The sequence below is a fragment of the Sutterella sp. KLE1602 genome (assembly GCF_001578585.1).
In the GTDB taxonomy this organism is placed as follows: Bacteria; Pseudomonadota; Gammaproteobacteria; order Burkholderiales; family Burkholderiaceae_F; genus Sutterella; species Sutterella wadsworthensis_A.
The window spans coordinates 1-26,629 of the sequence record NZ_KQ968525.1; the positions used below are offsets into that span (position 1 = coordinate 1).

Sequence of the window (26,629 nt, forward strand, 5' to 3'; positions counted from 1 at the left end):
ATTCGGAGGCTTCCTGCGGCTGTTTCTGTGAAAAGGTCCTCCTGCTGAAGGAGGAACATGTGCATCTATTCAAGAATAGACGTCGGGGAGCAGGCGGGCGCGAACCGAATGCGCAAAGAAAACCACTCTAATTGACGGGCGTCAAGACAACAAAACCGCCATTCTGCTACTGAATAGCGGTTTTTCGAGGTGCGTGAGTTTTGGGCAGGTGAGCGGCCGTCAGCGGGTCCTGCCCTGATAGCGTCCGGAGCTGTCGTAGCGGTGCCCGTCGGCGTCGGTTCGGCCCTGGTAGCGGCCGGAGGCGTCGTAGCGTCGTCCGCTCGAATCCTCGCGCCCGACGTAGCGGCCCGACTGGTCGTACATGCGTCCGCTCGAGTCCATGCGGCCCTCGTAGGCACCGTTCTTGTTGTAGACGCGGCCGGGCCTCGTGTACTTCGGAGGCTCGGCGGCGAGTGCGCTGCCAAGAGGCGCCGCAAGGGCAAGGCCGAGGGCGCCGAGAAGCGTTCTTCTGTCCATGTCAATAATCCTGTGGTGCGATGCCGCTGCCTGTGACGGGCGTTCGGGTCAGCTCGGAGATGCCCGCCTTGTCCTTCCAGACGGCGATCCAGCCGTCGATGAGGGGGGAGTCGGTCAGAATGACGCTCAGGTGGAAGCTTCCGTCGGGGAGCTTCTCGAGCCTTTGCGTCCTGTTGAAGGGCGTCTCGTTGAGGTTGAGGGCCGTCACGGCGTTCGTGAAGCGGAAGGAGAGCTCGACCTTGCGGCCCGAGCCGTCCGAGTAGTTGAAGTGGCACGAGTTGACGTAGGAGTCGAGCGAAAAGTCCTTCGGACGCTCGGCCTGAAATTCGGTGACGCGGGCCTTCGTGAGGCGGTGAAGCGCGAGGTGGCGCACGTTCTCATAGCGGTCGAACATGCAGACGAGGTAGAGGCGAACGTCCTGCTGCACGAGGCCGAGCGGGGTGATGAGGCTTTTGACCTGCTTGCCTGAAGCACTGTCGTACTCGATCTCGAGCTTGAGTTCACGAAAGAGCGCCTCGCTCACGGCCTCGAAGATCGTGCGGGAGATCTTCGGCGGCATCATCGGCAGGGAGCTTCCCACGACGGCGATCTTCTTGAGCCAGGCCTTCTCATTGCGCGGGGCGGCGGAGAGAGTCTCGTTGAACTTCTGCGAGGCCATGTCGAACAGGGGCGAGAGGGACTTCGAGAGCGTCGTCGGGATCATGAAGCGCATGTGCTCCTGGGCGAGCCTCAGGAGCAGGCATTCGTGCACGGACATCTGCTGCGAGAGGAGCGTGCCGCCCGCCGTGCTCTGCTTGTAGCCGTAGGGGCGGGAGCGCATGTCGCAGTCGATGCCGAAGACGTCCGTCGAGGCCATGGTCTTGAGATAGCGCTGCAGGGTGCGGATCCGGATCGGAATGCCCGCGGCGTCGAGCTCCTGCTTGAGCTGCTGTGCCGTGATGAGGCGGCCCTTCGGAATGCGGGTGAGGATCTGGATGAGCATCACGGCTTCATCCAAAGTGGAGGATTTGCGCGGCATGTACTGCTCCGTTGAAAGAGAAGAAGGGCGCCCTTGGTCAAGGCGCCCTCCTGTTTTGTGCGGTGACGGGATCAGGCGCCGGGGTGCGAAAGTCCCGGAACGCCGAGCCACTTGAGATAGAAGTCGTCGAGCACTTCCTCGTTGATGTCGATCGCCTGGTCGGCGGGCGGCTGCGTCTGTGCGAGCGTCGTCTCGATGAAGCTCAGCACACCGGGGAAGAGCGTCTTGGGACCCGTTTCCTCAAGGGCGCCTGCGCTTTTCGCTGAATGTTGAGAAGCGTCTCGATCTCCGCGCGAAGGCCCTCGTCCGTGACGAGCGCGTCGGCGAGTTGCTCGAAGACCACGGGCGGCATGCTCTTGCGGGTCTCGACCCAGCGCATGGCGAGGAGCCCCTGCACGATGTAGAGGAAGCGCTTGTAGGCGATCGTCTCGTGGCCGAGCAGGAAGTGCGAGACATGGGACTGCGCCATCGAGCGGTAGGCCCAGTAGAGGCGCGGCAGCGGGGCGCCGTAGTCCAGAAGCTTCCTCATCTCGGCGAGGAAGAGCGGATGATTGCGGTAGACGATCTGCGAGTAGAGGCTCTGCACGATCGAGACGTTGCCCTTCTTGAGGAGCATCAGGCACTTCTTGAGATCCCAGCCCGAAATGTCCCACACGCCGTCCTGATCGAGTGTGATCGTGTCGGCCGGGGGCGTGAGCTTCAGATAGTTCTTGAGCGGACGCACGTAGATGAAGCGGATGTCGTAGTCCGAGCTCGGGGACGGAAAGCCCCAGCTTCGGCTGCCCGCCTCGCAGGCATAGAGGATCCTGATGCCGTGGGAGGCTTCGAGGCGCCTGAGCCGCGCCTTCGCTTCGTCAAACATTTCTTCAGCAGTGGAAGTCATAGTGAGGGCCTGAAAATCCGTACGTTTCCGACAGAAGAGGTAACGTACGCGTCAATTGAGTCTTGGATCGTGCACGTTATATCGTGCTATATATCTTCGGCATCGAACGGTAGAAAATCATGCCGAAATTCTTGATCGGCCCATTATCGCACGAAGAGCCGCGAGGAGTGTCCTATGAAGACGGAATTGTTGGCGGCGAGGACGGCCATGTATCCAATATGCAACGGGGCGAGCGCTCTGTCGGAAGGATTTCGGCAGAACGTCAGTTGAGCGTGGAGTTGACCGTGACGGTACCGATCACGTATTCGGAGGTGCGCCAGAGGCGGATGAGCTTGGTGGTGACGGGTTCGCCCGCGTACTCGGGCCAGACGCGAAGGAGGTACTTCCGAAGCATTAGGGCGCCCTCGGCATCCATTTGGTCGGGGCGGTGGTACCAGCGGCCGGCGAGATAGAGGACGCGTCGCACGAAGGCGGCGTCGGGAAGCGCACCCGAATGAAGGGGCTCGGTGAGAAGGGAGATGCGCTTTTCGCGTGCTTCGCCGTCCTCGGGGATCGGGCGGATCGTCTCGAGCATGAAGCGTGCGGCGCGAAGGCGGGCATCGGGTTCGGATGCGCCCCGTGCGGTAGGCGGGAAGGGCGCGTCGATTGCGTTGATCCCGGCGGGCAGACGATCGTCCCCGGCGGCGAGCGCCGCGAGTTCGGAGATGTGCCAGTCGAAGTAGGAGCGCACGAGCGAGGCGAAGGTGGGCGTGGTGGTGAGCCTTCTGTTCCATTCCTCGCGGGTGAGCTTCAGGCCGAACTGCCGGTTGAGCAGCTCGATGTCGTCGTCGGAGAGCGAAAGAAATGTGGACATGCGGCTCCAGGGGAGGTGTTTTGCGGGTGAATGCCCGTTCATTCTACTCCGCATGAAGGCAAATCGCATGCAGTTGATCCGTCTTGGTGATAATTTTCATGAGCCGTGAGCGGTTTGTGCGATCGGTGTGCATAAGAAGGCCTGGGCGGTAGGGCGTTCTGTGAGAGCCGTCACTTCATGGGGTGTAGAACGGGGCGATTGGCCTCGATGCCGATCCAGCCGCCGCGGATGCAGTTCGCCTCCTCGAAGTGCCAGTCGGGGAGGACGGCGCGGGTGACGCCGCCTGCGGTCGTGGTGATGCCGGGACGGTGGGTGTGTCCGTGGATGACGACGGCGGCCTCGAGGTTTCGGGCGGCCTCGTCGAGAGCGCGTTCGTCGACGTCGGTGATGTAGGCGGCCTTGACGGACTTGCGGGTGCGGCTGCGGGCGCGGGCGTCCTCGGCCACCTGCAGGCGTTTTTTCAGGGGAAGCCTGAGCATGATCCACTGCCACCAGACGCTGCGCACGCGGCGTCGGACCTTCTGGTAGTCGGCGTCGAACGTGCACCAGAGGTCGCCGTGGGAGAGAAGGATGCGCTCGCCGCGCAGCACGCCGACGGCGGGGTCCCTGAGGAGCGTCGCGCCGATCTCGCGCGCGAAGCGCTCGCCCATCATGAAGTCGCGGTTGCCGTGCATGATGTATAGCCCGTGCGAGGCCGAGTAGGCGCGAAGCGCGTCGGCCACGGCCGCCATCGTGTAGGAGGCGTCGTCGCCGATCCAGTAGTCGAAGAAGTCCCCGAGGATGAGGAGCTCGGCATGTTCGGCCGCCTCGTGTTCGAGAAAGCGCAGGAAGGCGTTTATCGTGTCGGGCTCGGAGTGGCTCAGGTGCAGGTCGGAGATGAAGACCGGATCGTTGAGCGTCACGGGACCTGCGGTGCCTTCAAGAGCGGGAACGGTGAAAGGGGAGAGCATGGCGGAGGATCCTCCAGGGTTTGCAGTCCGTCCATTGTATCCGAGCATGGAAAAGCCCGCGAGGGCATACCCTGCGGGCTTCTTGTCAGGAGCGTTGCGCCGTGCGCCTTATTTGGCGGGCTGCGGAGCAGGCTGCTGCTGGGCTTCGGCCGGCTGCTGGGCCTGGGCGGTCTTGTCGTCGCCGAAAAGGGCTTCGCCGATCATGGAGCCGGCAACGGCGCCGGCGGCGGCACCCATCATGTTGGACATGAAGCCGCCGCCCTGCTGCTGGGGCTGGGCGGGAGCGGCGTTCGCGGCGGGCGCAGCCTGCTGGGCGGGAGCCTGATTGGCGGCCGGCGCGGCCTGCTTGGCCGGAGCGGCGGCGGGAGCCGTCTGCGGGGCGGCCTGCGTGGAGGCGGCGGGACGGCCCGGAACCGGATTCGTGACGGGGGCGGGTTTCTGGACGGGCTTCACGGAGGCCGGACGGCCCATGGAGAAGCCGGAGGAGCGCTTGACCTTGGCGGCTTCGGCACCGGAGGTGATGGCGAGGAGCGCGGCGGCGGTGAGGAGGACGAGCTTGGTCTTGTGCATTTCGAACTAATTCCGAAGGAGTAGAAAAAGAGTGAAGCTATTATACGGAGAGCTCGAAAAGCCGAAGGTTATTGAAGCGGTTTTGTTACATATGCCGTGAAACAGAAATGATTTCCACGAAAAAACTCATGGTTTCGCGTCTGATGTCGGAGAAAACCTGACGAATTGCGGCCAGGGAAGGGGAAGGCGGGCTCAGCCGCCGAAGAGTCGGGCGAGCAGGCCCTGCTTCACCTCTTCGGAGGAGGCGGCGCCCGTGGGATAGCCCGTCTCGCCGATGGACCTGATGCATTCGCGCACGAGGCTTTCAGAGAGCGGCGCCTCGCTCTCGATCGTCACCTCGTTCCTGCGGTGGAAGGCCCTGATGCGCCTCGCCTCGCCGTGCGAGAGGATCTTGCGGACGGCCTCGATCACGTGGGCCTCGCACATCTCGCAGGCCATGTTGCGGACTTCGATTCGGGTGCGGATCATGTTGGTGTTCCAAAAGACTTGAGAATGAATCGCATTCTATCACGTTCGAAGAGGGACGCAAAAAATCGGGGAGGGGCGTCGTAACGCCTCTCCCCTCGGGATGCGGACTGTCTCGGGAGGTCTAGTCGAGGGTGCGCAGCGCGTCGATGAGCGCGGTCTTGGCCTCGGTCTTTTCGTCCTTCATCTTGATGATGCGGGCGGGGTTGCCGACCACGACGGCGCCAGCGGGCACGTCCTTGATGACGATGGCGCCCGCGCCGACGACGGCTCCGCGGCCCACGCGCACGCCTTCGATCACGACGGCGTTGGCGCCGATCATGACGTCGTCCTCGATGACGACGGGGGTGGCGGAGGCGGGTTCGACGACGCCTGCGAGTACGGTGCCCGCGCCGATGTGGCATCGGTTGCCGACGATGGTGCGGCCGCCGAGCACGGCGCCCATGTCGATCATGGTGCCTTCGCCGATGACGGCGCCGATGTTGATGACGGCGCCCATCATGATGACGGCGCCTTCGCCGATCTCGACCTTTTCGCGGATCACGGCGCCCGGTTCGATGCGGGCGCGGATGTTCCTGATGTCAAGGAGCGGAACGCCGGAGTTGCGGCGGTCGTTTTCGATGACGATGTCGGCGATGGCGGCGGCGTTGGCCGTGACCACGGGTTCAAGGTCGGCCCAGTTACCGAAGACGACGAGACTGAGGCCCTCGCCGAAGACCTTGGCGCCGCAGGACGCGAAGTCGACGGGCTCCCTTAGGTTCACGTAGATCTTGACGGGGGTCTTCTTGGGAGCGGTGGCAATGTAGTTGATGATTTCCTGGGCGTTCATTTATCTAGTGGGTTCCGTTGGTATTGAAGAGAAGGTCGTCGAGCGAATGGAAGCCCTTGGGCTCCCTGACGAGCGCGCGGGCGGCCTTGAGGGCGCCGAGCACGAAGATGCGGCGGCTCGTGGCGCGGTGCGTGAACTCGAGCTCTTCGTCGGGGCCGAAGAAGTGTACGGAATGCGTGCCTGCAACGGTGCCGCCGCGAAGCGCGTGGATGCCGATTTCGTCGGGACGGCGTTCGCCGCAGAGGCCCTCGCGGCCGTAGACGGGCGTGAGTTCGCCCGCGGGATCGAGCGCTTCGACGAGGAGCTTCGCGGTGCCGCTCGGGGCGTCCTTCTTCCTGTTGTGGTGGGTTTCGGTCACCTCGATGTCGAAGTCGGGGCGCAGCGCTGCGGTCACGAGGCGAAGCGCGCGTGCGAGCACGGCGACGCCGAGCGAGTAGTTGGCGCTCCAGACGACGGGGGCGTGTTCGCCGAGGGCGGCAACGGCGGCCTTTTCACCGGCCGTGTAGCCCGTGGTGCCCGAGACGAGCGGGGTGCCCGTGCGGGCGACGTAGGCGGCGACGGCGGGCAGGGCCTCGGGGCCGGAGAAGTCGATGGCGACGTCGGCTGCGGGCGCGGCGGCGAGTTCGGCGATGTTTGCGCGGCCGTATTCGCCGACGACGGCGTCACCCGCGTCAAGGGCGCACTCCTTGAGGAGGCGCCCCATGCGTCCCGTTCCGATGAGGATGATGTTCATGGGGCTTCTTTCCAGAGTCTTTATTCGTTGATGAGGCCTGCCTTGACGAGCTCGGCGCGCAGGCGGGCGGCGTTGGCGGGCGACATGTCGCAAAGCGGCAGACGCATCGGACCGGCGTTGAGGCCCATCATGTTGAGCGCAGTCTTCGCAGGAATCGGATTCACTTCATAGAAGAGCGCGTTCATGAGGTCGAGGCGGCGGACCTGCTCGGTGGCCGCTTCGGCGGTGCGGCCCGCGAACCAGTCGGTGCACATCTTCGCACAGGAGGCGGGGTCGATGTTGGCGTAGACGCTGATGACGCCCGAGCCGCCCACGCTCATGATGGGGACCGTGATGTCGTCGTTGCCGGACCACATCTGGAAGTCGGGGCCGAGGAAGCGGGCGACCTCCATGGCGTAGCTCATGTTGCCCGAAGCTTCCTTGATGCCGCAGATGTTCGGGTGCTTCGCGAGGCGCTCGACGACGGAGACCGGGATGGAGCAGCCCGTGCGGCCCGGCACGTTGTAGAGGATGCAGGGCACGGAGACGGCGTCGGCCGTGTCGGCGAAGTGGCGGTACATGCCCTCGGCGTTGGCCTTGTTGTAGTACGGGGCGATGATGAGGAGCGCGTCGGCGCCCATCGCCTCGTAGCGGCGGCTCATCTCGATCTGCGTGGCCGTGCAGTTGGAGCCCGAGCCGACGATGACGGGCACGCGTCCCGCGACCGTGTCGATCGTGTGGCGCACGACGGCGGCGTCCTCCTCGTGCGTCATCGTGGAGTATTCACCCGTCGTGCCGAGCGTGAGAATGGCGCTCGTGCCGCCGGCGATCTGGCGCTCGATGAGATGGGTGAGGGCTTCGAAGTTCACGCTTCCGTCTTCGTGGAAGGGCGTGATCATGGCGACGATGGAGCCTCGGACGTTTTCGAACTTCATAGGGGGAGTACCTCAGAAACAGTGACATGAAAAACCGTCGACAGAGGCGCTTCTGCCGACAGTCTGGCGCGGAAAGCAGGATCCGCGGCGTTTCTGAAGGGGATAGCGCAACCGGCCGGATGCCCGGACGGACAGTCCGCAGGATGTTCTCCTGCGACCCATCACCCCGGAGCGCCCTCCGCGGATGATTCGGCGGTGTTGCCTCGCCACGACGTCGTCGCCTGCCGGCTCGGTCGGGCCCTTCGTCCCCGCTCCTCTATCTGCAGGAGCAAAGTTACCACGGACGGCCCGATTTTGAAAAGGGACGGCGTCGGAAAAGACGCTCGGGTGGGTCCCGCGCAAACCGTCTAGGTGAGACGCCCTACGACCTATTGCCTAGGTGCGCGGTTTCGACTCTTCCGAAGCTCCGCCACATGATATAAATGCAGGACTTTTCATCGAGCGCCGGCTTCGGGGGCGAGAGCCTCCTGGCGGCCTTTCCGTCCTTGTGTCTGCACTTCCGGAGAACGCGTCCATGAGCCTCAATGCCGTCAACCACCGCAGGGTCCTGCACCGAATGCCCGAGCTCGACGACGAGCTGCCCGATACGACGGCCTACGTGAGGAAGGTGCTCGAGCCGCTCGGCGCCGAGGTCTTCTCGCCCATCAAGGGCAGCGTGTGCGCGTACTTCGACGCGGGCGCAGAGGAGACGGTCGCCCTGCGCGCCGACATGGATGCGCTGCCCGTGACCGAGTGCACGGGGCTTTTCTTCGCCTCCGAGAGGCCGGGGCGCATGCACGCCTGCGGGCACGACGGCCACACGGCCATCGAACTCGGTCTTGCCGAGGAGACGGCCCGCATGATCAGGGCGGGCGAGAAGCTGCCGAGGAACGTTCTCTTCGTCTTCCAGCCCGCCGAGGAGACGACGGGCGGCGCGGGACGCATCTGCGAGACGGGCGTCTTCGAGAAGTACCGCGTCACGCGAATCTTCGGCCTGCACCTCTGGCCCAACCTTCCTGAGGGAAGCGTCTGGTCGCGTCCCGGCCCGATGATGGCCCGCTCGAACGAGGTGACGCTCAAGGTGACGGGCAGGAGCGTGCACGTCTCGCGCGCCGCCGAGGGGCTCGACGCCCTGCGAGCGGGCGTCGACTGGATGAACGCCGCTTACGCCTGGACCGAGGCCCTGCCGCCGGACGTCCTGCGCACGCTGCAGTTCGGCCGCATGACGGCGGGCACGGTGCGAAACGCCGTCGCGGGCTCCGCCGAAATCCAGGGCACGCTTCGCACCTACGACGAGGATGCCGCGGAGATGATCCGCTCTCACCTCAGGACGCTCGCCGCCGAAACGGCGGAGCGAACTGGCTGTGGGCTCGAAGTGTCCTTCAGCACGGGCTACCCCGCCGTCTGGAACAACGAGACGCTCTTCGAGCGGGTCTCGAGGGACCTCGGCGCAGACGCCCCGCAGCTGCTCGCTGAACCCGTCCTCGCGGCGGAGGACTTCTCCTTCTACCAGAGGTGCATTCCTGGCGTCTTCTTCTTCCTCGGCGTGGGGCCCGCGCACGAACTCCACTCCCCGCACTTCTGCTGGAACGACGAGGCCGTGATCCCTGCGGGCATCGCCTTCATGAAGAAGATCATGGTTCTCCCTTAGAATAATGGTTCTTCCCTAAGTGGAAATTCTTATTGCATTTTGCATTAGAATGCTAGTTCCACTCTGCCGCTGACAGTGAAAGAAGGTTGGGACGGCCGGAACGGAAAACAGAACCGAATAACGAGAGGGGCCCTGCGAGGGCCCTTCGTGTCCATCTTTTCCATCCAAGCTACAAATGGATTTCCTCAATCAACTCGTCAGCGACGTCAATGGCGTCCTCTGGGGCGTCTTCTTCCTGATTCCGCTGCTTTGCGGCACGGGCATCTTCTACACCATCAAGTTGCGCTTCGTTCAGGTGCGCAAGTTCGGCCTTGCGGCCCGCTTCCTTCTGGGCGGAGCGTCGCTCTTCGGCAAGCGTGCCGACAAGTCGGGCATGAGCTCCTTTCAGGCGCTTGCCACGGCCGTTGCGGCCCAGGTGGGCACGGGCAACGTTGCGGGCACGGCCACGGCCCTCGTGGCGGGCGGTCCGGGCTCGCTCTTCTGGCTCTGGGTCGCGGCCTTCTTCGGCATGGCAACCATCTTCGCCGAAGCCGTGCTCGCGCAGACCTATCGCACGAAGGACGAGCAGGGCCGCGTGCTCGGCGGTCCCGCCTACTACATCACGCTCGGCATGGGCGAGAAGTGGCGTCCGCTTGCGGTCTTTTTCTCGATCGCAATCATCATTGCGCTGGGCTGCATCGGCAACATGGTGCAGTCCAACTCCATCGCGCACGCCATGCAGACCGCCTTCAACGTGCCGGCCGCCGTCTCGGGCGTCGTGTGCGCGGTGCTCGCGGGCCTCGTCTTCTTCGGCGGCGTCGGCCGTCTGGCGAGCGTCACCGAGAAGATCGTTCCCTTCATGGCGGCCATCTACCTCATCGGCGGCCTCTGGGTGATCGGCGCCCACATCACCGAAGTGATTCCCGCCTTCAGGCTCATCTTCGTCGCGGCCTTTGATCCCGAGGCCGTCATGGGCGGCGCGCTCGGCCTGACGGTCGCCAAGGCGATGCAGTTCGGCGTGGCCCGCGGCCTCTTCTCGAACGAGGCCGGCATGGGCTCGACCCCGCACGCGCATGCCGTCGCCCGCGTCGAGCATCCCGCCGAACAGGGCCTCGTCGCGATGTTCGGCGTCTTTACGACGGTCGTGATCGTGACCTTCACGGGCATCGTCATCCTTGTGACGGGCGTGCTCGACTTCAAGACGACGGGTATCGAGCTCACGCAGCACGCCTACACGGTGGGCCTGGGCTCCTTCGGCATGGCCTTCGTCGCCGTCTGCCTCTTCTTCTTCGCCTTCTCCACCATCATGGGCTGGTACTTCTTCGGCGAACAGAACGTGCGCTTCCTCTTCCGGTCCCGCGGCGTGCTGGCCTATCGCGTGATCGTCTGCGCCTTCATCGTCACGGGCGCCATGCTCAAGGTCGACTTCGTTTGGTCGCTCGCCGACCTCTTCAACGGCCTGATGGTGCTCCCGAACCTCGTCGCGCTCGTGGCGCTGCACAAGGTCGTGGGCGAGAGCCTCGAGGACTTCGAGAAGAAGCTCGACCACTACGAGGAGCGCAAGAGCGAGAACATCGACGACCGCATGCAGCGACTCTGACGCCGCTCTGCGCAGGATCAACATGACGACGGCTCGGTCCGCCGTCGCCCCTCGGGCGGCGGCCGCCGGGTTGTGTCATACTTGAGGCCCATGTTCATTAAGGAGGACGCTCATGGCCGAGCCTGAAGAAATCGTGATCGAACCGACTCGCAAGTTCCAGGGCAAGTTCTCGAGCAGCCTAGCTGCGAGGGCCGAGCTCTTCTATGCTCTCAGGAAGATGTCCGACGAGGACTACCACGCAGGCCGCCGCGTCACCGTCAACTGCCTCTACCGCGAGGGCTACGAGCTCGTCTACAAGACGGCGAGCTACCGCATCGGTGGCAAGCCCCGTCCCGAACGCTCCTGGGAGGTGATGAGCACCGAGATCGCCGAGGCGATCAAGCGCGCGTGACGCTCTGATGAAGCCTCAGGTTCAAGGAGGGGACGTTCCGAAGGGAACGTCTCTTTTTTTTGTCTTCGGGAAAAGCGTGTTTTCGGCGTCCGAAGGCGCCTCCCGGGACGTTCTGAAGAGACGGCTGCCCGCTTGCGCCTGTGCCAGAGGTGTTGAGCGGGATCAAGGGGGTAAGCTTGCCTTTGTCGGAGGTGCGGTTACAATATTCCGTCTGATTCGATGACCACGTCAGAAGAGGGGAAGAAATTGAAGAACGTGGAACCGCACTGGCAGCCCGACGGGCTCCTCAACATTGCGAGCGAACGCTACGCCAAGCGAAAGGAGACGCTGGCCGACGTGCTGCTTCTTGCCGAAAGGCTCTCTGCGGACAATCCGTCCGATGCGGCCGCCGTCGAGCGCCTCATCGAGCTCGTCGAGCACGGCCGCAGGCTTGCGGTCTCGCTTCTGACCGCCTGCAAGGCGACGCAGACCCAGCAGGCCAAGAACAGCCGCGTGCCCGCCGAGAGGACGGACCTGCTTCATGCAACGGAACGCCTCGAGGCGCTTGCCGAACGCGCCCGCAACTGGGGCCGCGTCTTCCCGAAGGATCTCGAGGGCAGGCCAGCGGGTGAGTGGCTCGAATTCGAGGAGGCCGCCCAGAGCCGCGTGATCCTGCGCCCGACCGAGGCCGACCGCCGCATCGAGGAGCCGCTCGGCGCCCTCTACACCCATCTCAAGAGCAGCATGAAGATCATGGTGCAGATGCCCGACGGCACGCATCCGACGGTCATGAGCTGCTCGTCGGCCGAATCCTATCTGAAGAACAGCACCGACACGGCCACGCGCCGCCAGGTCTTCGGCGCCTACAATGCGTGGTTCGCCGAGAACGCCGCGCCCTTTGCCGCGTTGCTCAACGCCATGACGGGCCACAGGCTAAACCTCTCAGACCGCGCGGGCATGTCGATGCTCGACGCGTCCCTCAAGAGCGAGCGCATGAGCCGCCCCGCCTTCGACGCGATGATGAGGGCCGTGCGCGCTGCTGCGCCGAGGGCCCGCAACGCTGTCCAGCTCTCGGGCATGGTGCTCTCGTGCCTCGAGGGCCGCAGGTCGGGTCTTTCGGTCGCGAACCTCTTTGCCCCGCTTCCCGAAGCCGCGCCTCTTGAAGCGGCTGCCTCGTTCGACGGCGCCGCCGACGCGCTGCGTCGCACCTTCAGCAGGATCGATCCCGACTTTCAGGGCTTTCTCAAGCGCCTCCTTTCGGCAGGCTGGATCGAGACGAGCAACATCTCGGGCGGCGAGGGCGGCACGTGGTGCGCGCAGGTGCCCGCCTGCAGCTCCGTGGCGGTCTATGCGGACTACCAGCCCACGCTCAACCGCGCCTGCGAGCTTGCCCACATCCTGGGCGAGGCGTCCCTGAGGGACAGGCTCATCGCCTATCCCGCCATCGCGCAGAATCCGTCCCTTCTTTCGTGCGAAATCGCGGGACGCTTCTTCATGGACGCCTTCCTCGCTCAGCTTCTCGAGGAGACGGAGTGGGAGCGCCGCGAACATGCGGCCGTACTCTGGCAGGCCCTGCGCCAGATCGGCGTCAACCTCCTGCACCTGCCCTTCAGGTTTGAACTTTCGCACAGGCTCCACGAGGAGAGAAGGCACGGCTACCTCTCGGTGAACGACATCAACAAGCTCACCAACACCATCTGGGAGGATTATTTCGCGGACACGGTCCGAGGGTCCGACCAGTACGTCTGGGCCGCCAAGCTTCATTTCTATCTGCCGCGCGAGCCCCACTACGACTGGCAGTACACGGCGGGCTACCTCATCGCGGCCGTTCTGAGGCGCAGGCTTCTGGCCGACGGCTGCACGGCCTGCGGCGGCTCGTTCGGGGACTTCCTCTCCGACTGCGCGACGATTGACTGCGACGAGCTCATCAGACGCCACCTCGGCGCCGATCCCGCCTCCGACGCCTTCTGGACGGACGCTGCCACGGAGGCGCTCAACGTCATGCGCGACGCAGATCGCCACATCCAGGCCTTTATCTCCTGAGAAGGGAAGGGCCGGAAAAGAATAAAAAGGCAAAAGACCAAAAGGAAAGCCCCGTGCGGAGGACCGCCCGGGGCTTTTCTGACTTCAGGTCTCGGCCGCAGGGAGGCGCGCCCGAAGGAGAGAGGGCATTCGTCAGACGAGGAAGTAGAGCGCGCCGATCGTGCAGAGCATGACGGGGATGGAGCGCTTGACGACGTCGAGCGGAGAGGCGCCTGCGATGCCTGCGATCAGGATGACGCCGGCGGCGAGCGGAGACGAGACGCGGCCGAGCGTGGCGGAGACGCAGGCGATGAAGCCGAGGTCCTCGATCTTCATGCCGAACTCGAGGGCGTGCGGCGTGACGGATTCGTTGAAGGCGAACGCGGCGGCGTTGCCCGAGCCCGTGATGATGCCGAGCAGGTAGGGGCCGAAGGAGGCGCCGAGCTTGGCGACGTCGGAGGAGTTCTTCAGGTAGTCGATGAAGAGGCTGATGAGACCGCAACTCTTGAGGCCGGCGGCGAAGACGCCCGCGGCGATGATGAGGCCGAGGATGCTGCCGTAGCCCGAGCCCATGCCGTCGAAGAACTTCGAGCAGAGCTGCTGCGGGTTGAGGCGCGTGACGATCATCACGTAGATGAGGCCCATGAGCATGGCGGTGGCGACCGACATCTTCACGCCGGGGAAGCACAGCGAGATGACGAAGAGGAGCACGACCGGCAGGAGCGGCGCAAAGGCCATCAGCAGGTTCGGCTTTTCAGGCAGGTCGGGGAGCTTCTTCTGGATGTCTTCGCCAGGATGCACGCCCGTCGAGCCGAAGCCCTCCTTGCGGTAGTCCTTGAAGAGCAGGCAGACGATCATTACGAAGACGATGGAGAGCGCCGAGAGGATCAGCGTCGTCGGGGCGACGTACGTGACCATGTCCATCACGGGAATGTTGGCGAGCTTGGCGACGTAGATGTTGTCGGTGGAGCCCGGAGACCAGTAGTTCGGGAGCGTCGATGAGATGATCACGGCGGCGGCCATGGCGGGACGGAAGCCCGCGCGGATCATCAGACCCACGAGTGTCGGACCGATGGCGGCGCACAGGCCGGCGAGAGAGCCGATGGCGACCGAGGCGATGCCCGTCACGATCATGCAGCACGGCAGAAGCAGGATGCCGAGCTTGTTGAGCGGCTTCGTGAGCAGGGAAACGAGATGAAGGTCGCACTTCGTCATCGTGACGCAGGCGGCAAAGCCCATCGACGAACAGATCGAGATGATGAGCGCCGAGTTCGTCATCGACTTGTCGAACTGCTGGAAGGCGGCCATCGGATTCATCGATAGGCAACACATCGCCAGACCCGCAATCAGCAGGACCAGCTTCGTGTCATAGCGGCGGATGAGCGCGGCGAGCGTGAGAATCACGACCGCAATGGCGCCCCAGACGTAGATCGTCATTTTGTTGTGTCTCCAGAATGGTTGGGGGGATTTTCTGAATCCTAGTGATCCGCGCGTTTTTGAGCCATGGGGAGTTATGAGGAAGATTTATGTGATTTCCCTTACGTATTTTTGCGGATTGCTTTGCAACGACGGCTCCGAATCTTGCGCAGGATCGGGGAATTCGCGCTTTTGTACCACTGAGGAGGTAAGGGAGAACCCGCCTAAAAAATCGGCGGCCGTGTCGGAATAATGCACGGCATCAGTTTTTCGGACCCCTTTCAACCCTCAGGAGATTATCCGATGAGCACCGTCGAGAGCATGAGCACGACCGAGCGCTTCCTGCAGTATGTTGCGTTTGACACGCAGTCCGTGCGTGAGAGCACGACCGCGCCGTCCGCCGAGAAGGAGCTTGCGCTTGCGGCGTTCCTCGTCGACGAGCTCAAGGCGCTCGGCGTCGAGGACGCGAGGATCGGCGAGGGCGGCGTGGTCTACGGATCGATTCCCGCAACGCCGGGCTGCGAGGCCAATCCCGCCATCGGCTTCATCGCCCACATGGACACATCTCCCGACGCCCCGGGCGCGAACGCGAGGCCTCAGATCGTGCGCTACGACGGCGGCGACGTGACGCTCAACGTCGAGAAGGACATCGTCTTCAGTGTCGGGCAGTTCCCCGACATCCTGAAGTACAAGGGCCAGGACGTGATCTTCACGGACGGCACGACGCTTCTGGGCGCCGACGACAAGGCGGGCATCGCCGAGATCATGCAGATGGTCGCCTGGATCAAGACCCATCCCGAGGTGCCGCATGCGCGCCTGTGCATCGGCTTCACCCCCGACGAGGAAGTGGCCCGCGGCACGGAAAACTTCGACATTCCGCTCTTCGGCGCGGCCTATGCCTACACGTTCGACGGCGGCGAAATCGGCACGCTCGAGAGCGAGAACTTCAACGCGGGCACTGCGCTCGTGACCATCAGGGGCGTGGGCGTCCATCCCGGCCTCTCCAAGGGCAAGATGGTCAATTCCGTGCGCTATGCCGCCAGGCTCATCGACCGCCTGCCGATCGATCAGGCGCCCGAGACGACCGAGGGCCACGAGGGCTTCCTGCATCCGAACATGGCAAAGGGGACGGTGGTCGAGTCCGTCGTGCGCATTCTGGTGCGCGACCACAACCGTGCGCTCTACGAGGAGAAGAAGGCCTTCCTCGTGAAGCTCGTCGACGAGATGAGCGCCGAGTTCCCCGAGGCAAAGTTCTCCCTCGAGATCAAGGACAGCTACGAGAACATGAAGCCCTATCTCGACAAGGCCCCGAAGGTGCTCGAGATTGTGCGCGCGGCCTATCGCGCCTGCGGCATGGAGCCGCAGGAGGAGCCGATCCGCGGCGGCACCGACGGCGCGCGCCTCTCCGTGCGCGGGTTGCCCTGCCCGAACGTGTTCACGGGCGGCATGAACTTTCACGGCGTCTATGAATGCATTCCCGTGAAGTCGCTCGACAAGGGCGCCGAAGTCGCCGTCATGCTCGCGAAAAAGTCCGCCGAGGTGACGTCGCTTCAGTAAGCATCAGCGGATTGCAACAGTTTCTTCCGGTCCGGATGTGAGTCTATCCGGACAGGTGGAGTGGGGACGGGGCCCGTTCGAAAGAGCGGGCCCCAATTTTTTCCACCGTGCGAGGGCGGTCGTGATCCGTCGTTTGCTCAGGGCGTGCCTGCGCGTGCAATGGCTGCGCGGCCGCGCTCGGTGTAGGCGATCCAGTCTTCGCCCGTCCTGAGGGCGACGGCCTCCGCAAAGAGTCTCAGCGGCGGGCAGGCTTCCTCGCGTTCTCTGAGCGTGACGACACACATGCGCCAGGGAGCACGCTCCCAGCCAGGCATCACGGAGACGATGCGCCCCGACTCGAGCTCCTCGACAACGTGCGCAAGCGAGAGGTCGACGGCGATGCCTCTGTCCTCCAGGAGAAGTTCCTTGAGCGCGATCTGGTCGTGCGTGATGAAGACGTTCTTCCATTCGAGGATCTCCGACTCGATCCCGTCCCTGTAGAGGCGTCTCACGGGATTGAGGTTGACGGTGCGAAGCAGCAGTCCCGTGTGGCGCACAAGGTCGGCGGGTGTTTGCGGCGTGCCGTGTCGCCTCAGGTATGCGGGCGTCGCGAGGACGCAGGTGGAGGTGACGTGGTAGAGGCGAACGACGAGATCCTCGGCGACGGCGGGCACGTCGCTCAGAACGATCGCGTCGACGGCGCCGGCGCGAAGCCCGGCGAGCGTCGCCTCGGGCTGGAGCACGAACGAGAGGTTCGGGTGCTCCCGTGCATAGGAGACTAGTGCCTTCGAGAAGTAGAGGCGGGAGATCTCGATCGGAGCCGCGAAGCGGATGCGCATTTTCTCGCCCGTCGCCTGATGGAGTGCGCGCGCGTTTTCAAGGTTGCGCAGCGCGGGCTCGAACGCGGCGAGAAAGGCCCTCAGCTGCGGCGTCGGACGATAGGGGCGCGTGTTCTTGTCGAAAAATGCAAAGCCCATCTCGCGCTCCATGCCTGAGACGAGGCGAGAGCACTTGGAGAGTTCGATGCCGAGCTGCTCGGCGGCAGCGGTAACGCTGCCCGTGCGTGCGGCGGCCGAGACGGCGCGCCAGGCGTTGAGGTTGTCGAGAACATTCATGACGTGGACTCAGGACCGGAGACGGCGGCGGAAGGCTTCTTCGACGACACGGTTGGTCTCTTCACGGATGGGTGCCCAGGTGGCCTCGGCCTCAAGCGCAACGTAGGCGGCGAAGTCGGAGAGCGCCTTCGAGCGCGCCTCGTCCTCCCAGCGGGTGACGACGGACATCTGCCAGGGCTCGCGTCGCCAGCCCGGCATGATCGGCACGAGCCGGCCGCGTCGGATTTCAGGCAGGACGTGTCCGGCATAGAGGTCGACCGTGATGCCGAGCGAGGAGAGGACGAGCTCCCTGAGGGTCATCTGGTCGTGGGTTGTGAAGACCTCCTTCCAGCGCAGGATGGGGGATGCGGCGCCGTTTTTTTTCAGAATCTGCGTGGGCGGATGCATGACGGTCTCAAGCAGCAGTCCCGTGTGCTGCGCGAGGTCCTCGGGTGAAGAGGGCGCGCCGTGCGCGCGGATGTACTCGGGGGTCGCAAGGAGGGGTGTGCGGCTCGAGTTGTAGCGCCTCAGCACGAGGCCCGTCGCATCAAGCGGAACGTAGTTGATGACGGCCACGTCGACGAGGCCGTTGCGCACGTCGTCGGCCGTCGCCTCGGGACGGATGTCGAAGGTGATTCCCGGATGCGCATCGGCCCACTTCGCGACGAGTGCCGAGAAGTAGAGGCGGCAGAGGTCGATCGGGGCGGCGAAGGAGACGTGCCTCATCGCCTCTTTCTTCGAAAAATGCTCCCACATCCGGTCGAAGCCCGCGAGCAGCGGAGTCATGCCCTCGACGAGGTCCCTGCAGCTGGGCGTGGGCTTCATCGGACGCGTCGAGCGGTCGAGGAGCTCGAATCCGAGTTCGCGCTCGAGCTCCGAAATGATGCGGGAGACCTTTGCGGCGGGAAGGTCGGCCTGCAGGGCGGTCTCCCTGATGCTTCCCGTGCGCACCGCGGCGAGCAGAATGCGCCAGGCCGCAAGATCGTTTCTGAGCTCGGCCATGACCATGTTCCTCATATGGGAATATCCCTGAAAATTCAGGTGGAAACCCTGATGCATTTCGGACGAGGCCGTCTTGTCCTTTCGGATGAGACAGGCCGAAATCGCCTAGAGGGAAAGGGTTTTCGGGATCGTGACGTGCAGAGGCTGCATTTGTCTGCTCCGCTGTTCATTTCAGGAATTTGGAAAAAATGCAAGGTTTCAATCAATTTTAGACTGTTTGCAGGCATGGCGGAAGGCGAAACTTTCAGTGAACGCAGGGCGATGCGCCCGCGTCCGGACTGCCGGCAGAGACCCCCCGATACCCGTCGAAGGCCGGCACCCCGATCGAGACCCCAGAAGGAGAAGAGTATGGACCTCTCCAAACTCAACCGCAGAACATTCCTGCAGGCTTCGGCCGCCGCCGGGCTTGCCGCCGCCGTTGAATCCTCCGCCGCTGAAGGCCTGGTGAAGACGAAGGCCGCCCCCGCCGCACGCACGATCGAAGGCGAGACGAAGATCGTCAAGACCTGCTGTCGCGCGTGCATTCACAACTGCGCCGTTCTTGCGCACGTGCGCAACGGCCGCGTGGTGAAGCTCGAGGGCAACCCCGACTATCCGATGAGCCACGGTTCCATGTGCGCCAAGGGCCTGGCCGGCATCAGCGCGCTCTATCACCCGAACCGCAACAAGTATCCGCTCATGCGCGTCGGCAAGCGCGGCGAGAACAAGTGGAAGCGCATTTCCTGGAAGGAGGCGATCGACACGATCGCCGGCAAGATGGAGGAGGTCCGTCGCGAATACGGTGCCGAATCCGTCCTCTTCTCGACGGGCGGTGGCGGCAACCCCGCATTCCGCGGCATTCCGCGCGTTGCGAATGCCTTCGGCACGCCGAACTTCTACGAGCCGGGCTGCGCCCAGTGCTTCCTGCCGCGCACGCTCGCCTACCACATGATGTACGGCGGCCCGACGACGTCGATCGCCGACGAACAGGCGCGTGAGGTCTACAATCCCAACACCGAGATGAAGTGCCTCGTCATGTGGGGCACGGACGTCTCCTACAGCTGCCCCGCGGGCGGCGGCCGTGCGCTCTCGGACCTGCGCGCCAAGGGCGTCAAGACGGTCTCGATCGACCCGCGCTTCGTGCCCGACGCCGCCAAGGCCGACGTCTGGCTTCCGATCCGTCCAGGCACCGACGTGGCGCTTATGCTCTGCTGGACCAAGTACATCATGGAGAAGGATCTGTACGATCATGAATTCGTGATGCGCTGGACCAACCTGCCGTATCTCGTCAACGTGAAGACGAAGCTGCTCGTGCGCGCCGCCGACCTCGGCATGGGCGACGCCAAGACCTACGTGGTCTGGGACAAGAAGACGAATTCGCCCAAGCCCATCGCCTATCCGTGGGACGATGCGCTCGATCCCGCCCTCGACGGCGCCTTCACCTGGAAGGGCGTCGAGTACAAGACCGGCTGGCGCCTCCTGCTCGAACGCTGCGAACCCTGGACGCTTGAAAAGGCGGCCGAGGTCTGCTGGCTCGATCCGAAGAAGATCGAGGAGGCCATCAAGCTCTACTGCTCGGGCCCCGCTGGCGTCGCGCTTGGCGTGGCGACCGACCAGAACGAGAACTCGGTCGAGGCCGCCATGGGCAGCGTCATCCTCAACGCCCTGCGCGGCAACGTCGAGAGTCCGGGCGCCCTCATGCAGCGCAACCCCTCCACCAACATCGTCCCCGCAGGCTCCCTCGCCACCCGCTGCTCGTACCTCCTTCCGAAGGGCCAGCTCAAGAAGCGCCTCGGCTCGAACGAGCACAAGGGTCTGATGCAGTGGGACGCCGCACAGCCGAGCGCCGTCCTTGAGGCCATGAAGACCGGCAAGCCGTATCCGATCAAGGTCTGGCTCGAACGCTCCGGCAACAAGTTCGTCGTCAACGGACACGCTCAGGACTGGATCGAAGGCACGAAGAACGTGGACCTCATCGTCCACATGTTCCTCTATCCGACGTCCTTCTCCTGCTACGCCGACATCCTGCTGCCCGCCACCGAATGGCTCGAGACCAACATGCTCGTCGAGTGCATGAACTGGGTTTTCGCGCGCCAGCCCGTGGCCCACGTCTGGGAGACCGAGGACGAGACGCTCTTCTGGTCGAAGCTCATCAAGAAGTGCGCCGAGCTCGGCAACGAAAATGCCAGGCGCGCCTGCGATCCCGCCTTCATGAAGAAGGACCTCGCGTACTGGGATTCGATGGAGGAGCTCCTCGACGGACGCCTCGCCAACATCGGCATGACCTGGAAGGAGTTCAAGGAAAAGCAGCCGTTCCCGTACATGCCCTACGACAAGTGGAACACGTACTACGTCTACAAGCAGCCCGACAAGAAGACGGGCCTTCCGAAGGGATTCGGCACGCCCTCGAAGAAGCTCGAGCTCTACGGCGAGGTCTGGATCGAGCTCGGCCGTACCGGCAAGCCCTACGCGCTTGACGAAGTGCCGCCCGTTTCGGTCGACTATGATCCGCTGCCTTGGTACGCAGAGCCTGCGGAAAGCCCGCTGCGCGACATTGCCAAGGAGTTCCCGCTCGTTCTCACGAACGGCCGCCTGCCGATGTTCCACCACGGCACGCTTCGCAACAACCCCTACATGCGCGAGCTCTATCCCGTGCCCGAGGCCTGGGTCAATCCCGTCGATGCGAAGAAGTACGGCGTCGCCCATGACGACTGGATCTGGCTTGAGTCCAAGCGCGGCAAGATCCGCGGCAAGTGCCGCGTGACTGAAGGCATCCCCGTCGGCGTCGTCTACATGGAGCGCTTCTGGTTCCCGGAAACCCTCAAGACGAAGACGCAGGGCTGGCGTGAGATGAACGTCAACGTGCTTTCGAAGAATGACGCGCCCTTCAACAGGATTGTCGGCACGATCACGCTCCGCGGCTTCCAGATCCGCATCCGCAAGGCGCCCGAAGGCGCGCCCGAGGGCGTCTGGATGAAGCCCGAGCAGTTCAAGGCCTGGCTCCCGCAGCCCACCGACACGACGAAGAATCCGGAGCTCTAAATCATGACACACAAGACTTTGGTAATCGACCTCGACCGCTGCATCGGGTGCTTCGCGTGCGAAATGGCATGCAAGCAGGAAAACAACGTCCCGCTCGGCGTCCACTACAACAAGGTACTCTCGATCGGCCCGATGGGCAAGTTCCCGGACCTCACGCAGTACTTCCTCCCGACCGTCTGCCAGCACTGCAAGGACGCGCCGTGCGTGAAGGTCTGCCCGACCGGCGCCACCTACCAGACCGAGGACGGACAGGTCCTCGTCAACAAGGAGAAATGCATCGGCTGCAAGATGTGCATGGCCGCGTGCCCGTACGGCGCACGCTCCTACAACCCCGAGGCCAAGGTGGTTGAGAAGTGCACGCTCTGCCATCACCTGCAGGAGGTCGGCGACCAGCCCGCCTGCGTGAAGGTCTGCTGCGCGAAGGCGCGCTTCTTCGGCGACGTCGACGATCCCGAAAGCGACGTCTCGAAGGTTCTCGCCGCCGCAGGCACCGAGAACGTCCACTCGATGCCCGACAGCGGCAACCACCCGACCGTGCGCTACATTCTTCACAAGAAGACTGGCGAATGGCAGGTGAATCCGCCGAAGATGGTCGAGAACTGAGCCCGAGGGGAGGATCTGACATGGGAAACGACTGGCTGCTGATCGGCTTTGCTGCATTCGTCCTGACGGGCACCGGCCTTGCCGCTGCGCTCGCTGCAGGGGAGCGTAAGTCCCTGCCGATCGCAGTCCAGGCGTGGGCGGCCGCCGTCGCTCTCGCACTCCTCGCGGCGGGCGGCGCATGCGCCGTCCTCCATCTGGGGAGGCCCGAGCTCATCTTCGGTGCGCTCGCCCATCCCTCGACAGGGATCTTTCGCGAATTCGTGACGACGGGCCTCACGGCCGTCGTCCTCGCGGCCTACCTCGTCGCGTTGCTGCGCAGGGCCGAGGCGGGCACCACGCACATGCTCGCCCGTGCGGGCGCGCTCCTTGCGCTATGCACGGCCGCGGCCGTGGGCTCGGCCTTCTACATGCCATGGCGCGCAGGCTGGAACACGATCGCGATCGTGCTTCCTTATGCGGCCTGGTGCCTGGCGGGCGGAGCCTTTGCGGCCGAGGTTCTCAGCGAGGTCTCGGACGAGGCGGAACCCTCCGAAAGGAAGCGTTCGGCATTCGCCGCGCTCCTCAGTCTGGCGGCGCTCGCGGCCTACGTTGCCGCGACCGTCGTCTCGGACGGCGCTGCACCCGTGCTCTCGCGCGTGGCGGGCGGCGATCTGACGGGGCTCTTCGCGGGCGCCGTCGTCTTCGGCTCACTGGTGCCGCTTGTCTGCGCGGTTCCTTCGCGCGGCAGACTCCTCCCCGCGGCCTGCGGCTTCATCTCGATTGCGGCGGGTGCCGTGCTCCTGCAGTGGACCGTGCAGTGCCTCGGCCTTCCTGCCTGGCAGTTCTTCGCACGCTGACCCGGCGCATCAACAACACATAAAGGCACATCATCATGAATCAGAACGAAAAGGCGGCCTTTCGCGAAATCCTCGCCCAGAGGGAAAGCATGTACAGGCTGCTCGCGCGCCTCTACAAGACCGAGGCCGACAAGGACCTGCTTGACGGGCTTGGTGCAGCGGGCTTCCCCGAGGAGGACGGCGGACTTGGCGAGGGCTTCAGGCTCATCGCGGACTGGCTCCGGGACCCGAAGTCCGAGGATCCCGTGACGGAACTCGCAGTCGACTATGCGCACACCTTCCTCGGTGCGGGCATTGCCGACGGCCTCGTCTCCTATCCGTTCGAATCCGTCTATACGAGTCCCGGAAGACTCGTGATGCAGGACGCCTGGGAGGACGTCTGCCGCATCTACCGTGAGCACGGGCTCGAGCGCGGCGAGCAGGCCGACATGCACGAGGACCAGATCGGCCTTGAATGCGAGTTCATGGCGATTCTTGCGGGCAGGGCTCTTGAGGCTCTTGAGGCGGACGACGAGCAGGCGCTTGAGGCGTCGCTTGCCGATCAGCACGCATTCCTCACGAAGCATCTCCTCAACTGGGTGCCTCGCTTCACGGCCGACGTGACGGTCACTGCGCTCACGGACTTCTACCGCGGGCTCGCAAAGGTCACGGACGAATTCATCCGCATGGACGGCGGACTTCTCGAGGACCTGAAGGCCTGAGACGACGTCCGGCGGTCCGCGGCGGACGGGACTCCCGAAGTCCCAGCTGCGGAATACGGAAAGGACATGCGCGGGCGTCCGACCCGCGTTCGCGCATGACGGAGACGGGCTTATGAAAAGAAGAAATCCGGAACCGGCCCGGACGCCGGCACTCAAGGACCGGACGACGAACCGCCGGGGCTTCATTGCAGGGGCGGCCGGCGTGGCCGGTCTTTTTGCACTCGGGGCCGCCGCACAAGGCGAGAGGCCGCCTCTTGTCAGGCCTCCCGGATCGGCGGAGGAGCGCATGAAGGCGCTCTGTCTTCGCTGCGACCGGTGTCGGAGCGTCTGCCACACGGGCGTCATCGGCGTGGGCGGGTTCGCTGAGGGGCTCCTCGTCATGCGAACGCCCGTCATGAACTTCCACGGCGGCTTCTGCGACTTCTGCCGCAAGTGCGCCGAAGTCTGTCCGACGGGCGCCATCAGGGACTTTGATCCCGAAACGGAGAAGATAGGTCTTGCTCATGTGACCGAGACCTGCATCGCGCTCAGAACCGCGGCCTGCACGGCCTGCGAGGAGGCGTGCCCCTATGACGCAATCACGCTTGATGCGCAGAACAGGCCCGTGGTCGATCCTGGACTCTGCAACGGCTGCGGCAAGTGCGAGCAGATCTGCCCCGCCAACGTTTATCAGGCCTACAGGGGAGGCCGCCTGCGCGGCATCGTCGTGCGCCCGCTTTCTGCCGGCGGTCAGGGCGATGCAGAGGGCGACGCAAGAGGAGGCATGAGATGAAGAGAAATGAAACGTCCGCACGCGGCGCCTCGAAGCACGCTCCCGTGAAGAACGCGGGAAGCAGGCGCCTTCGCAGCCTCACCGCAGCCGCATTCATCGTCATGACGGGCATCGGCCTCGCCTGGCACACGGGCTGGGGCACCCTGTCGTCCTTCGGCATCGGCAGCATCGCCGAAGTTTGTCCGCTCGGTGTGCTCGAGGCGATGCTCGCCGACAGGACCTTCCTGCCGCAGGCCTTCTTCGGACTGCTGGTCGTCGCTGCCGTCGTCGTGCTTTTCGGACGGATCTTCTGCGGCTGGGTCTGTCCCGTGCCGCTTCTGCGCCGCATCACGGGCATGAAGGACGAACGGCCCGCCGAAAAGGCGGGGGCGTGCTCTTCGAAAACCGCGGCCTGCACGCCGTCTGCGTGCGCATCCTGCATCTCAGGAGGAAAGGGCGACGAAGTCGCGTCGACTGACGGGCGGACGGATGCCGATCGGGCGGGACGCAATCCGGGCACGGGCCCCTTTTGGGTGCTCGGAGGCGCACTGGCTTCTTCCGCCGTCTTCGGATTTCCCGTCTTCTGCCTCATTTGTCCCGTAGGGCTCACGTTTGCGCTCGTGATCGCACTCTGGCGTCTTTTCGAATTCAACGAGCCTTCGCTCTCCATCGTCTTCTTTGCGGGCTTTCTCATTCTTGAGCTGTTCGTGCTTCGCCGCTGGTGCCATGCATTCTGTCCGCTCGGCGCCGTCATGACGATTCTCGCGCGCCTCAACAGGACCTTCCGTCCTGCCGTGAAGCTCGAGGCTTGTGCAGCCTCGGCAGGCATCGACTGCCGCGTCTGCCGCGATGCATGCCCCGAGGGACTCGATCCGAGGGGCGGCAACACGCCGTGGACCGACGCCAGGTGCACGAAGTGCCGAGCATGCGCGGACGCCTGCCCGACGCACGCCATTCATTTCCCCGCCTTCGAGAGGAAGGCCGCCGCCAGAGCGGCTTCGTCTGCGGGTGAAGGTGCCGTAGCGGTGAAGGTGCTCCTGCCGCCACGTGTTCCTGAAAAGGCGATTCCCGTTGAGGCCAGAAGGACGACCTTCGCCGAGACGGTCGAGGGGCTCTCCCTTCGCGAGGCCATGCAGGAGGCGTCGAGGTGCCTGCGCTGCGGCGAGTGCGTCGCGGCCTGCCCTCTCGGAAATCCGATTCCCGACATGATGGCCCTGATGGCTGAAGGCAGGGCTGCCGAGGCAGGGCGTCTGCTTGTCAGGTCGGGCGCCGCTCCGGACATCTGCGGACGCATCTGTCCTCAGGAGCGACTTTGCGAAGGCGCATGCTCGCTCGGTCGCTCCGGCGCCCCCGTTGCCATCGGAGCCGTCGAGCGCGCAGCCGCGGATGCGGCGCTTGCCAGAGGTGCGCACCTTGAGCGCCGCCGTCCGAACAGAAAGGCCTCCGTTGCGGTCGTGGGCGCGGGTCCCGCAGGCCTTGCCTGCGCCGACATGCTCGCCAGACTCGGCGCGACCGTGACCGTCATCGACGCGCACGAAGAGGCGGGCGGACTGCTCGCCCATGGCATCCCCGCCTTCAAGCTTGATGGGAACGTGCTTGAGAAGCGCCTGTCCGTGCTCGGAAAGGCGGGCGTCGCCTTCAGGCTTGGCACGCGTTTCGACGGCAGGATCGTCGACGAGGTGCTTGCCCGTCATGACGCCGTATTCGTGGCGACAGGCGCGGGACGCGCCGTCATGCCGTCCTTCGCGGCAGAGGTGCGCACGGGATTCGTCGACGCACTTGCCTTCCTGAAGGAGAATGCGTCGGGTTCAGGCAACAAGTCGACTTTGGCGGGACAGCGGGCCGTGGTGCTCGGTGGCGGCGATACGGCGCTTGACTGCGCTCGCACGGCCGTGAGGCTCGGCGCTTCCGAGACGATCGTCGCCTGCAGGCGCGGGACGGAGGAACTTCGGGCATCAAGGCGCGAGGTCAGGCACGCTCTTGAGGAAGGCGTCGTCTTCATGCCGCACGTGACGCCTGTCGCTGCGGAGGCTGATGCGGACGGCGTGCTGACGGGGCTCGTGCTTGAGAATGTCGAAACGGGCGAACGCTTGTCGATCGGGACGACGACGGCCGTCGTGGCCTTTGGTCAAAGGTGCGTGCGATTGGAACGTCTGGCTGCCGAGGGCGTCGTCTATGATGAATCGGACCGCATTCTCGTTGACGCCGAGGGCCGAACCGGCGTGCCGAAGATCTGGGCCGGCGGCGATGCGGTGCGGGGACCCGCTCTTGCCGTTGAGGCTGTGGCGGACGGAAGAAGAGTGGCGTTTTCCATTGCGGAGACGCTTGGACTTTGAG

Annotated in this window: 25 protein-coding genes; 11 read left to right on the top strand and 14 right to left on the bottom strand. The window is 64.4% G+C overall.

Translation table 11 applies throughout. The annotated features are described in order from the left end of the window. Positions 1–219: 219 nt before the first annotated feature. The 11 genes from HMPREF3036_RS04630 to dapA all read right to left on the bottom strand — a co-directional run bounded on the left by HMPREF3036_RS04630 (position 220) and on the right by dapA (position 7,731). Positions 220–516, bottom strand: coding sequence for a transcriptional initiation protein Tat (locus HMPREF3036_RS04630; protein ID WP_197457937.1), 297 nt, complete (start codon positions 514–516; stop codon positions 220–222). 1 nt (position 517) lies between these two features. Beyond that, positions 518–1,534, bottom strand: coding sequence for a helix-turn-helix transcriptional regulator (locus HMPREF3036_RS04635; protein WP_005436670.1), 1,017 nt, complete (start codon positions 1,532–1,534; stop codon positions 518–520). Positions 1,535–1,605: 71 nt separating this feature from the next. Further along, positions 1,606–1,743 (bottom strand): hypothetical protein, encoded by a 138-nt coding sequence (locus tag HMPREF3036_RS11830; protein WP_156469737.1) that lies wholly within the window; start codon positions 1,741–1,743, stop codon positions 1,606–1,608. Further along, complete coding sequence (locus tag HMPREF3036_RS04640; protein ID WP_062331961.1) at positions 1,737–2,417, bottom strand: DNA polymerase beta superfamily protein; 681 nt, start codon at positions 2,415–2,417, stop codon at positions 1,737–1,739. Before HMPREF3036_RS04640 ends, HMPREF3036_RS11830 begins: the two co-directional genes overlap by 7 nt. Positions 2,418–2,679: 262 nt before the next feature. Beyond that, positions 2,680–3,270 carry a hypothetical protein gene (locus HMPREF3036_RS04645; RefSeq protein ID WP_062331966.1) on the bottom strand — a complete coding sequence of 197 codons (591 nt, stop codon included), beginning with the start codon at positions 3,268–3,270 and terminating at the stop codon, positions 2,680–2,682. Between the two features lie 170 nt (positions 3,271–3,440). Beyond that, positions 3,441–4,220 carry a UDP-2,3-diacylglucosamine diphosphatase gene (locus tag HMPREF3036_RS04650; RefSeq protein ID WP_197457938.1) on the bottom strand — a complete coding sequence of 260 codons (780 nt, stop codon included), beginning with the start codon at positions 4,218–4,220 and terminating at the stop codon, positions 3,441–3,443. Between the two features lie 108 nt (positions 4,221–4,328). After that, a complete protein-coding gene (locus HMPREF3036_RS04655; RefSeq protein WP_005436683.1) occupies positions 4,329–4,790 on the bottom strand; it encodes a hypothetical protein in 462 nt (153 codons plus the stop codon). A gap of 192 nt (positions 4,791–4,982) precedes the next feature. Further along, a complete protein-coding gene (locus HMPREF3036_RS04660; RefSeq protein WP_062331969.1) occupies positions 4,983–5,258 on the bottom strand; it encodes a hypothetical protein in 276 nt (91 codons plus the stop codon). 121 nt (positions 5,259–5,379) lie between these two features. Beyond that, positions 5,380–6,084, bottom strand: coding sequence for a 2,3,4,5-tetrahydropyridine-2,6-dicarboxylate N-acetyltransferase (dapD, locus tag HMPREF3036_RS04665; RefSeq protein ID WP_062331973.1), 705 nt, complete (start codon positions 6,082–6,084; stop codon positions 5,380–5,382). 4 nt (positions 6,085–6,088) lie between these two features. Continuing rightward, positions 6,089–6,817, bottom strand: coding sequence for a 4-hydroxy-tetrahydrodipicolinate reductase (dapB, locus tag HMPREF3036_RS04670; protein WP_005436689.1), 729 nt, complete (start codon positions 6,815–6,817; stop codon positions 6,089–6,091). Positions 6,818–6,837: 20 nt separating this feature from the next. After that, positions 6,838–7,731, bottom strand: a complete 894-nt coding sequence (gene dapA, locus HMPREF3036_RS04675) for a 4-hydroxy-tetrahydrodipicolinate synthase (RefSeq protein ID WP_062331975.1) — start codon at positions 7,729–7,731, stop codon at positions 6,838–6,840. A 514-nt stretch (positions 7,732–8,245) separates the two neighbouring features. On the opposite strand from dapA, the gene HMPREF3036_RS04680 reads away from it, so the two are divergent. From HMPREF3036_RS04680 to HMPREF3036_RS04695, 4 genes are all read left to right on the top strand, one after another. Next, entirely contained in the window at positions 8,246–9,361 is a 1,116-nt protein-coding gene (locus HMPREF3036_RS04680) for a M20 metallopeptidase family protein (protein ID WP_062331978.1), read from the top strand. A 175-nt stretch (positions 9,362–9,536) separates the two neighbouring features. After that, positions 9,537–10,940 (top strand): alanine/glycine:cation symporter family protein, encoded by a 1,404-nt coding sequence (locus tag HMPREF3036_RS04685; protein ID WP_005436694.1) that lies wholly within the window; start codon positions 9,537–9,539, stop codon positions 10,938–10,940. Between the two features lie 112 nt (positions 10,941–11,052). After that, entirely contained in the window at positions 11,053–11,331 is a 279-nt protein-coding gene (locus HMPREF3036_RS04690) for a hypothetical protein (protein ID WP_005436697.1), read from the top strand. A 246-nt stretch (positions 11,332–11,577) separates the two neighbouring features. Further along, positions 11,578–13,353 carry a gluzincin family metallopeptidase gene (locus HMPREF3036_RS04695; protein WP_062331982.1) on the top strand — a complete coding sequence of 592 codons (1,776 nt, stop codon included), beginning with the start codon at positions 11,578–11,580 and terminating at the stop codon, positions 13,351–13,353. Between the two features lie 132 nt (positions 13,354–13,485). On the opposite strand, the gene dcuC is transcribed toward HMPREF3036_RS04695, so the two are convergent. Next, complete coding sequence (gene dcuC, locus HMPREF3036_RS04700; RefSeq protein WP_062331985.1) at positions 13,486–14,769, bottom strand: C4-dicarboxylate transporter DcuC; 1,284 nt, start codon at positions 14,767–14,769, stop codon at positions 13,486–13,488. Positions 14,770–15,051: 282 nt separating this feature from the next. Between dcuC and pepT the strand changes: the two genes are divergently transcribed. Continuing rightward, a complete protein-coding gene (pepT, locus tag HMPREF3036_RS04705) occupies positions 15,052–16,305 on the top strand; it encodes a peptidase T (protein WP_062331988.1) in 1,254 nt (417 codons plus the stop codon). Positions 16,306–16,442: 137 nt separating this feature from the next. On the opposite strand, the gene HMPREF3036_RS04710 is transcribed toward pepT, so the two are convergent. Together HMPREF3036_RS04710 and HMPREF3036_RS04715 are read right to left on the bottom strand one after the other, a co-directional pair. Beyond that, on the bottom strand, positions 16,443–17,399 hold the full coding sequence (locus HMPREF3036_RS04710; RefSeq protein ID WP_062331991.1) for a LysR family transcriptional regulator: 957 nt from the start codon (positions 17,397–17,399) through the stop codon (positions 16,443–16,445). 9 nt (positions 17,400–17,408) lie between these two features. Beyond that, positions 17,409–18,380, bottom strand: coding sequence for a LysR family transcriptional regulator (locus HMPREF3036_RS04715; RefSeq protein ID WP_062331993.1), 972 nt, complete (start codon positions 18,378–18,380; stop codon positions 17,409–17,411). Positions 18,381–18,728: 348 nt separating this feature from the next. Between HMPREF3036_RS04715 and HMPREF3036_RS04720 the strand changes: the two genes are divergently transcribed. From HMPREF3036_RS04720 to HMPREF3036_RS04745, 6 genes are all read left to right on the top strand, one after another. Next, complete coding sequence (locus HMPREF3036_RS04720; protein WP_062331996.1) at positions 18,729–21,401, top strand: molybdopterin-containing oxidoreductase family protein; 2,673 nt, start codon at positions 18,729–18,731, stop codon at positions 21,399–21,401. Between the two features lie 3 nt (positions 21,402–21,404). Further along, entirely contained in the window at positions 21,405–22,004 is a 600-nt protein-coding gene (locus tag HMPREF3036_RS04725; RefSeq protein ID WP_062331999.1) for a 4Fe-4S dicluster domain-containing protein, read from the top strand. A 20-nt stretch (positions 22,005–22,024) separates the two neighbouring features. Further along, a complete protein-coding gene (locus HMPREF3036_RS04730) occupies positions 22,025–22,840 on the top strand; it encodes a DmsC/YnfH family molybdoenzyme membrane anchor subunit (RefSeq protein WP_062332002.1) in 816 nt (271 codons plus the stop codon). 35 nt (positions 22,841–22,875) lie between these two features. Further along, complete coding sequence (locus tag HMPREF3036_RS04735) at positions 22,876–23,541, top strand: TorD/DmsD family molecular chaperone (protein WP_062332005.1); 666 nt, start codon at positions 22,876–22,878, stop codon at positions 23,539–23,541. Between the two features lie 286 nt (positions 23,542–23,827). After that, positions 23,828–24,313, top strand: coding sequence for a 4Fe-4S dicluster domain-containing protein (locus HMPREF3036_RS04740; RefSeq protein ID WP_231853575.1), 486 nt, complete (start codon positions 23,828–23,830; stop codon positions 24,311–24,313). Continuing rightward, positions 24,310–26,628, top strand: a complete 2,319-nt coding sequence (locus tag HMPREF3036_RS04745; protein ID WP_062332011.1) for an FAD-dependent oxidoreductase — start codon at positions 24,310–24,312, stop codon at positions 26,626–26,628. Before HMPREF3036_RS04740 ends, HMPREF3036_RS04745 begins: the two co-directional genes overlap by 4 nt. Position 26,629: the final 1 nt, after the last annotated feature.

Coding starts and splice junctions, on each gene's coding strand:
- HMPREF3036_RS04715 (WP_062331993.1), bottom strand. CDS start 18,380: ATGGCCGAGCTCAGAAACGATCTTGCGGCCTGGCGCATTCTGCTCGCC.
- dapB (WP_005436689.1), bottom strand. CDS start 6,817: ATGAACATCATCCTCATCGGAACGGGACGCATGGGGCGCCTCCTCAAG.
- HMPREF3036_RS04660 (WP_062331969.1), bottom strand. CDS start 5,258: ATGATCCGCACCCGAATCGAAGTCCGCAACATGGCCTGCGAGATGTGC.
- dapD (WP_062331973.1), bottom strand. CDS start 6,084: ATGAACGCCCAGGAAATCATCAACTACATTGCCACCGCTCCCAAGAAG.
- HMPREF3036_RS04725 (WP_062331999.1), top strand. CDS start 21,405: ATGACACACAAGACTTTGGTAATCGACCTCGACCGCTGCATCGGGTGC.
- HMPREF3036_RS04635 (WP_005436670.1), bottom strand. CDS start 1,534: ATGCCGCGCAAATCCTCCACTTTGGATGAAGCCGTGATGCTCATCCAG.
- HMPREF3036_RS04745 (WP_062332011.1), top strand. CDS start 24,310: ATGAAGAGAAATGAAACGTCCGCACGCGGCGCCTCGAAGCACGCTCCC.
- dapA (WP_062331975.1), bottom strand. CDS start 7,731: ATGAAGTTCGAAAACGTCCGAGGCTCCATCGTCGCCATGATCACGCCC.
- HMPREF3036_RS04640 (WP_062331961.1), bottom strand. CDS start 2,417: ATGACTTCCACTGCTGAAGAAATGTTTGACGAAGCGAAGGCGCGGCTC.
- HMPREF3036_RS04740 (WP_231853575.1), top strand. CDS start 23,828: ATGAAGGCGCTCTGTCTTCGCTGCGACCGGTGTCGGAGCGTCTGCCAC.
- HMPREF3036_RS04680 (WP_062331978.1), top strand. CDS start 8,246: ATGAGCCTCAATGCCGTCAACCACCGCAGGGTCCTGCACCGAATGCCC.
- HMPREF3036_RS04630 (WP_197457937.1), bottom strand. CDS start 516: ATGGACAGAAGAACGCTTCTCGGCGCCCTCGGCCTTGCCCTTGCGGCG.
- HMPREF3036_RS04720 (WP_062331996.1), top strand. CDS start 18,729: ATGGACCTCTCCAAACTCAACCGCAGAACATTCCTGCAGGCTTCGGCC.
- HMPREF3036_RS04735 (WP_062332005.1), top strand. CDS start 22,876: ATGAATCAGAACGAAAAGGCGGCCTTTCGCGAAATCCTCGCCCAGAGG.
- HMPREF3036_RS04730 (WP_062332002.1), top strand. CDS start 22,025: ATGGGAAACGACTGGCTGCTGATCGGCTTTGCTGCATTCGTCCTGACG.
- HMPREF3036_RS04690 (WP_005436697.1), top strand. CDS start 11,053: ATGGCCGAGCCTGAAGAAATCGTGATCGAACCGACTCGCAAGTTCCAG.
- dcuC (WP_062331985.1), bottom strand. CDS start 14,769: ATGACGATCTACGTCTGGGGCGCCATTGCGGTCGTGATTCTCACGCTC.
- HMPREF3036_RS04650 (WP_197457938.1), bottom strand. CDS start 4,220: ATGCTCTCCCCTTTCACCGTTCCCGCTCTTGAAGGCACCGCAGGTCCC.
- HMPREF3036_RS04685 (WP_005436694.1), top strand. CDS start 9,537: ATGGATTTCCTCAATCAACTCGTCAGCGACGTCAATGGCGTCCTCTGG.
- HMPREF3036_RS04645 (WP_062331966.1), bottom strand. CDS start 3,270: ATGTCCACATTTCTTTCGCTCTCCGACGACGACATCGAGCTGCTCAAC.
- HMPREF3036_RS04655 (WP_005436683.1), bottom strand. CDS start 4,790: ATGCACAAGACCAAGCTCGTCCTCCTCACCGCCGCCGCGCTCCTCGCC.
- pepT (WP_062331988.1), top strand. CDS start 15,052: ATGAGCACCGTCGAGAGCATGAGCACGACCGAGCGCTTCCTGCAGTAT.
- HMPREF3036_RS04710 (WP_062331991.1), bottom strand. CDS start 17,399: ATGAATGTTCTCGACAACCTCAACGCCTGGCGCGCCGTCTCGGCCGCC.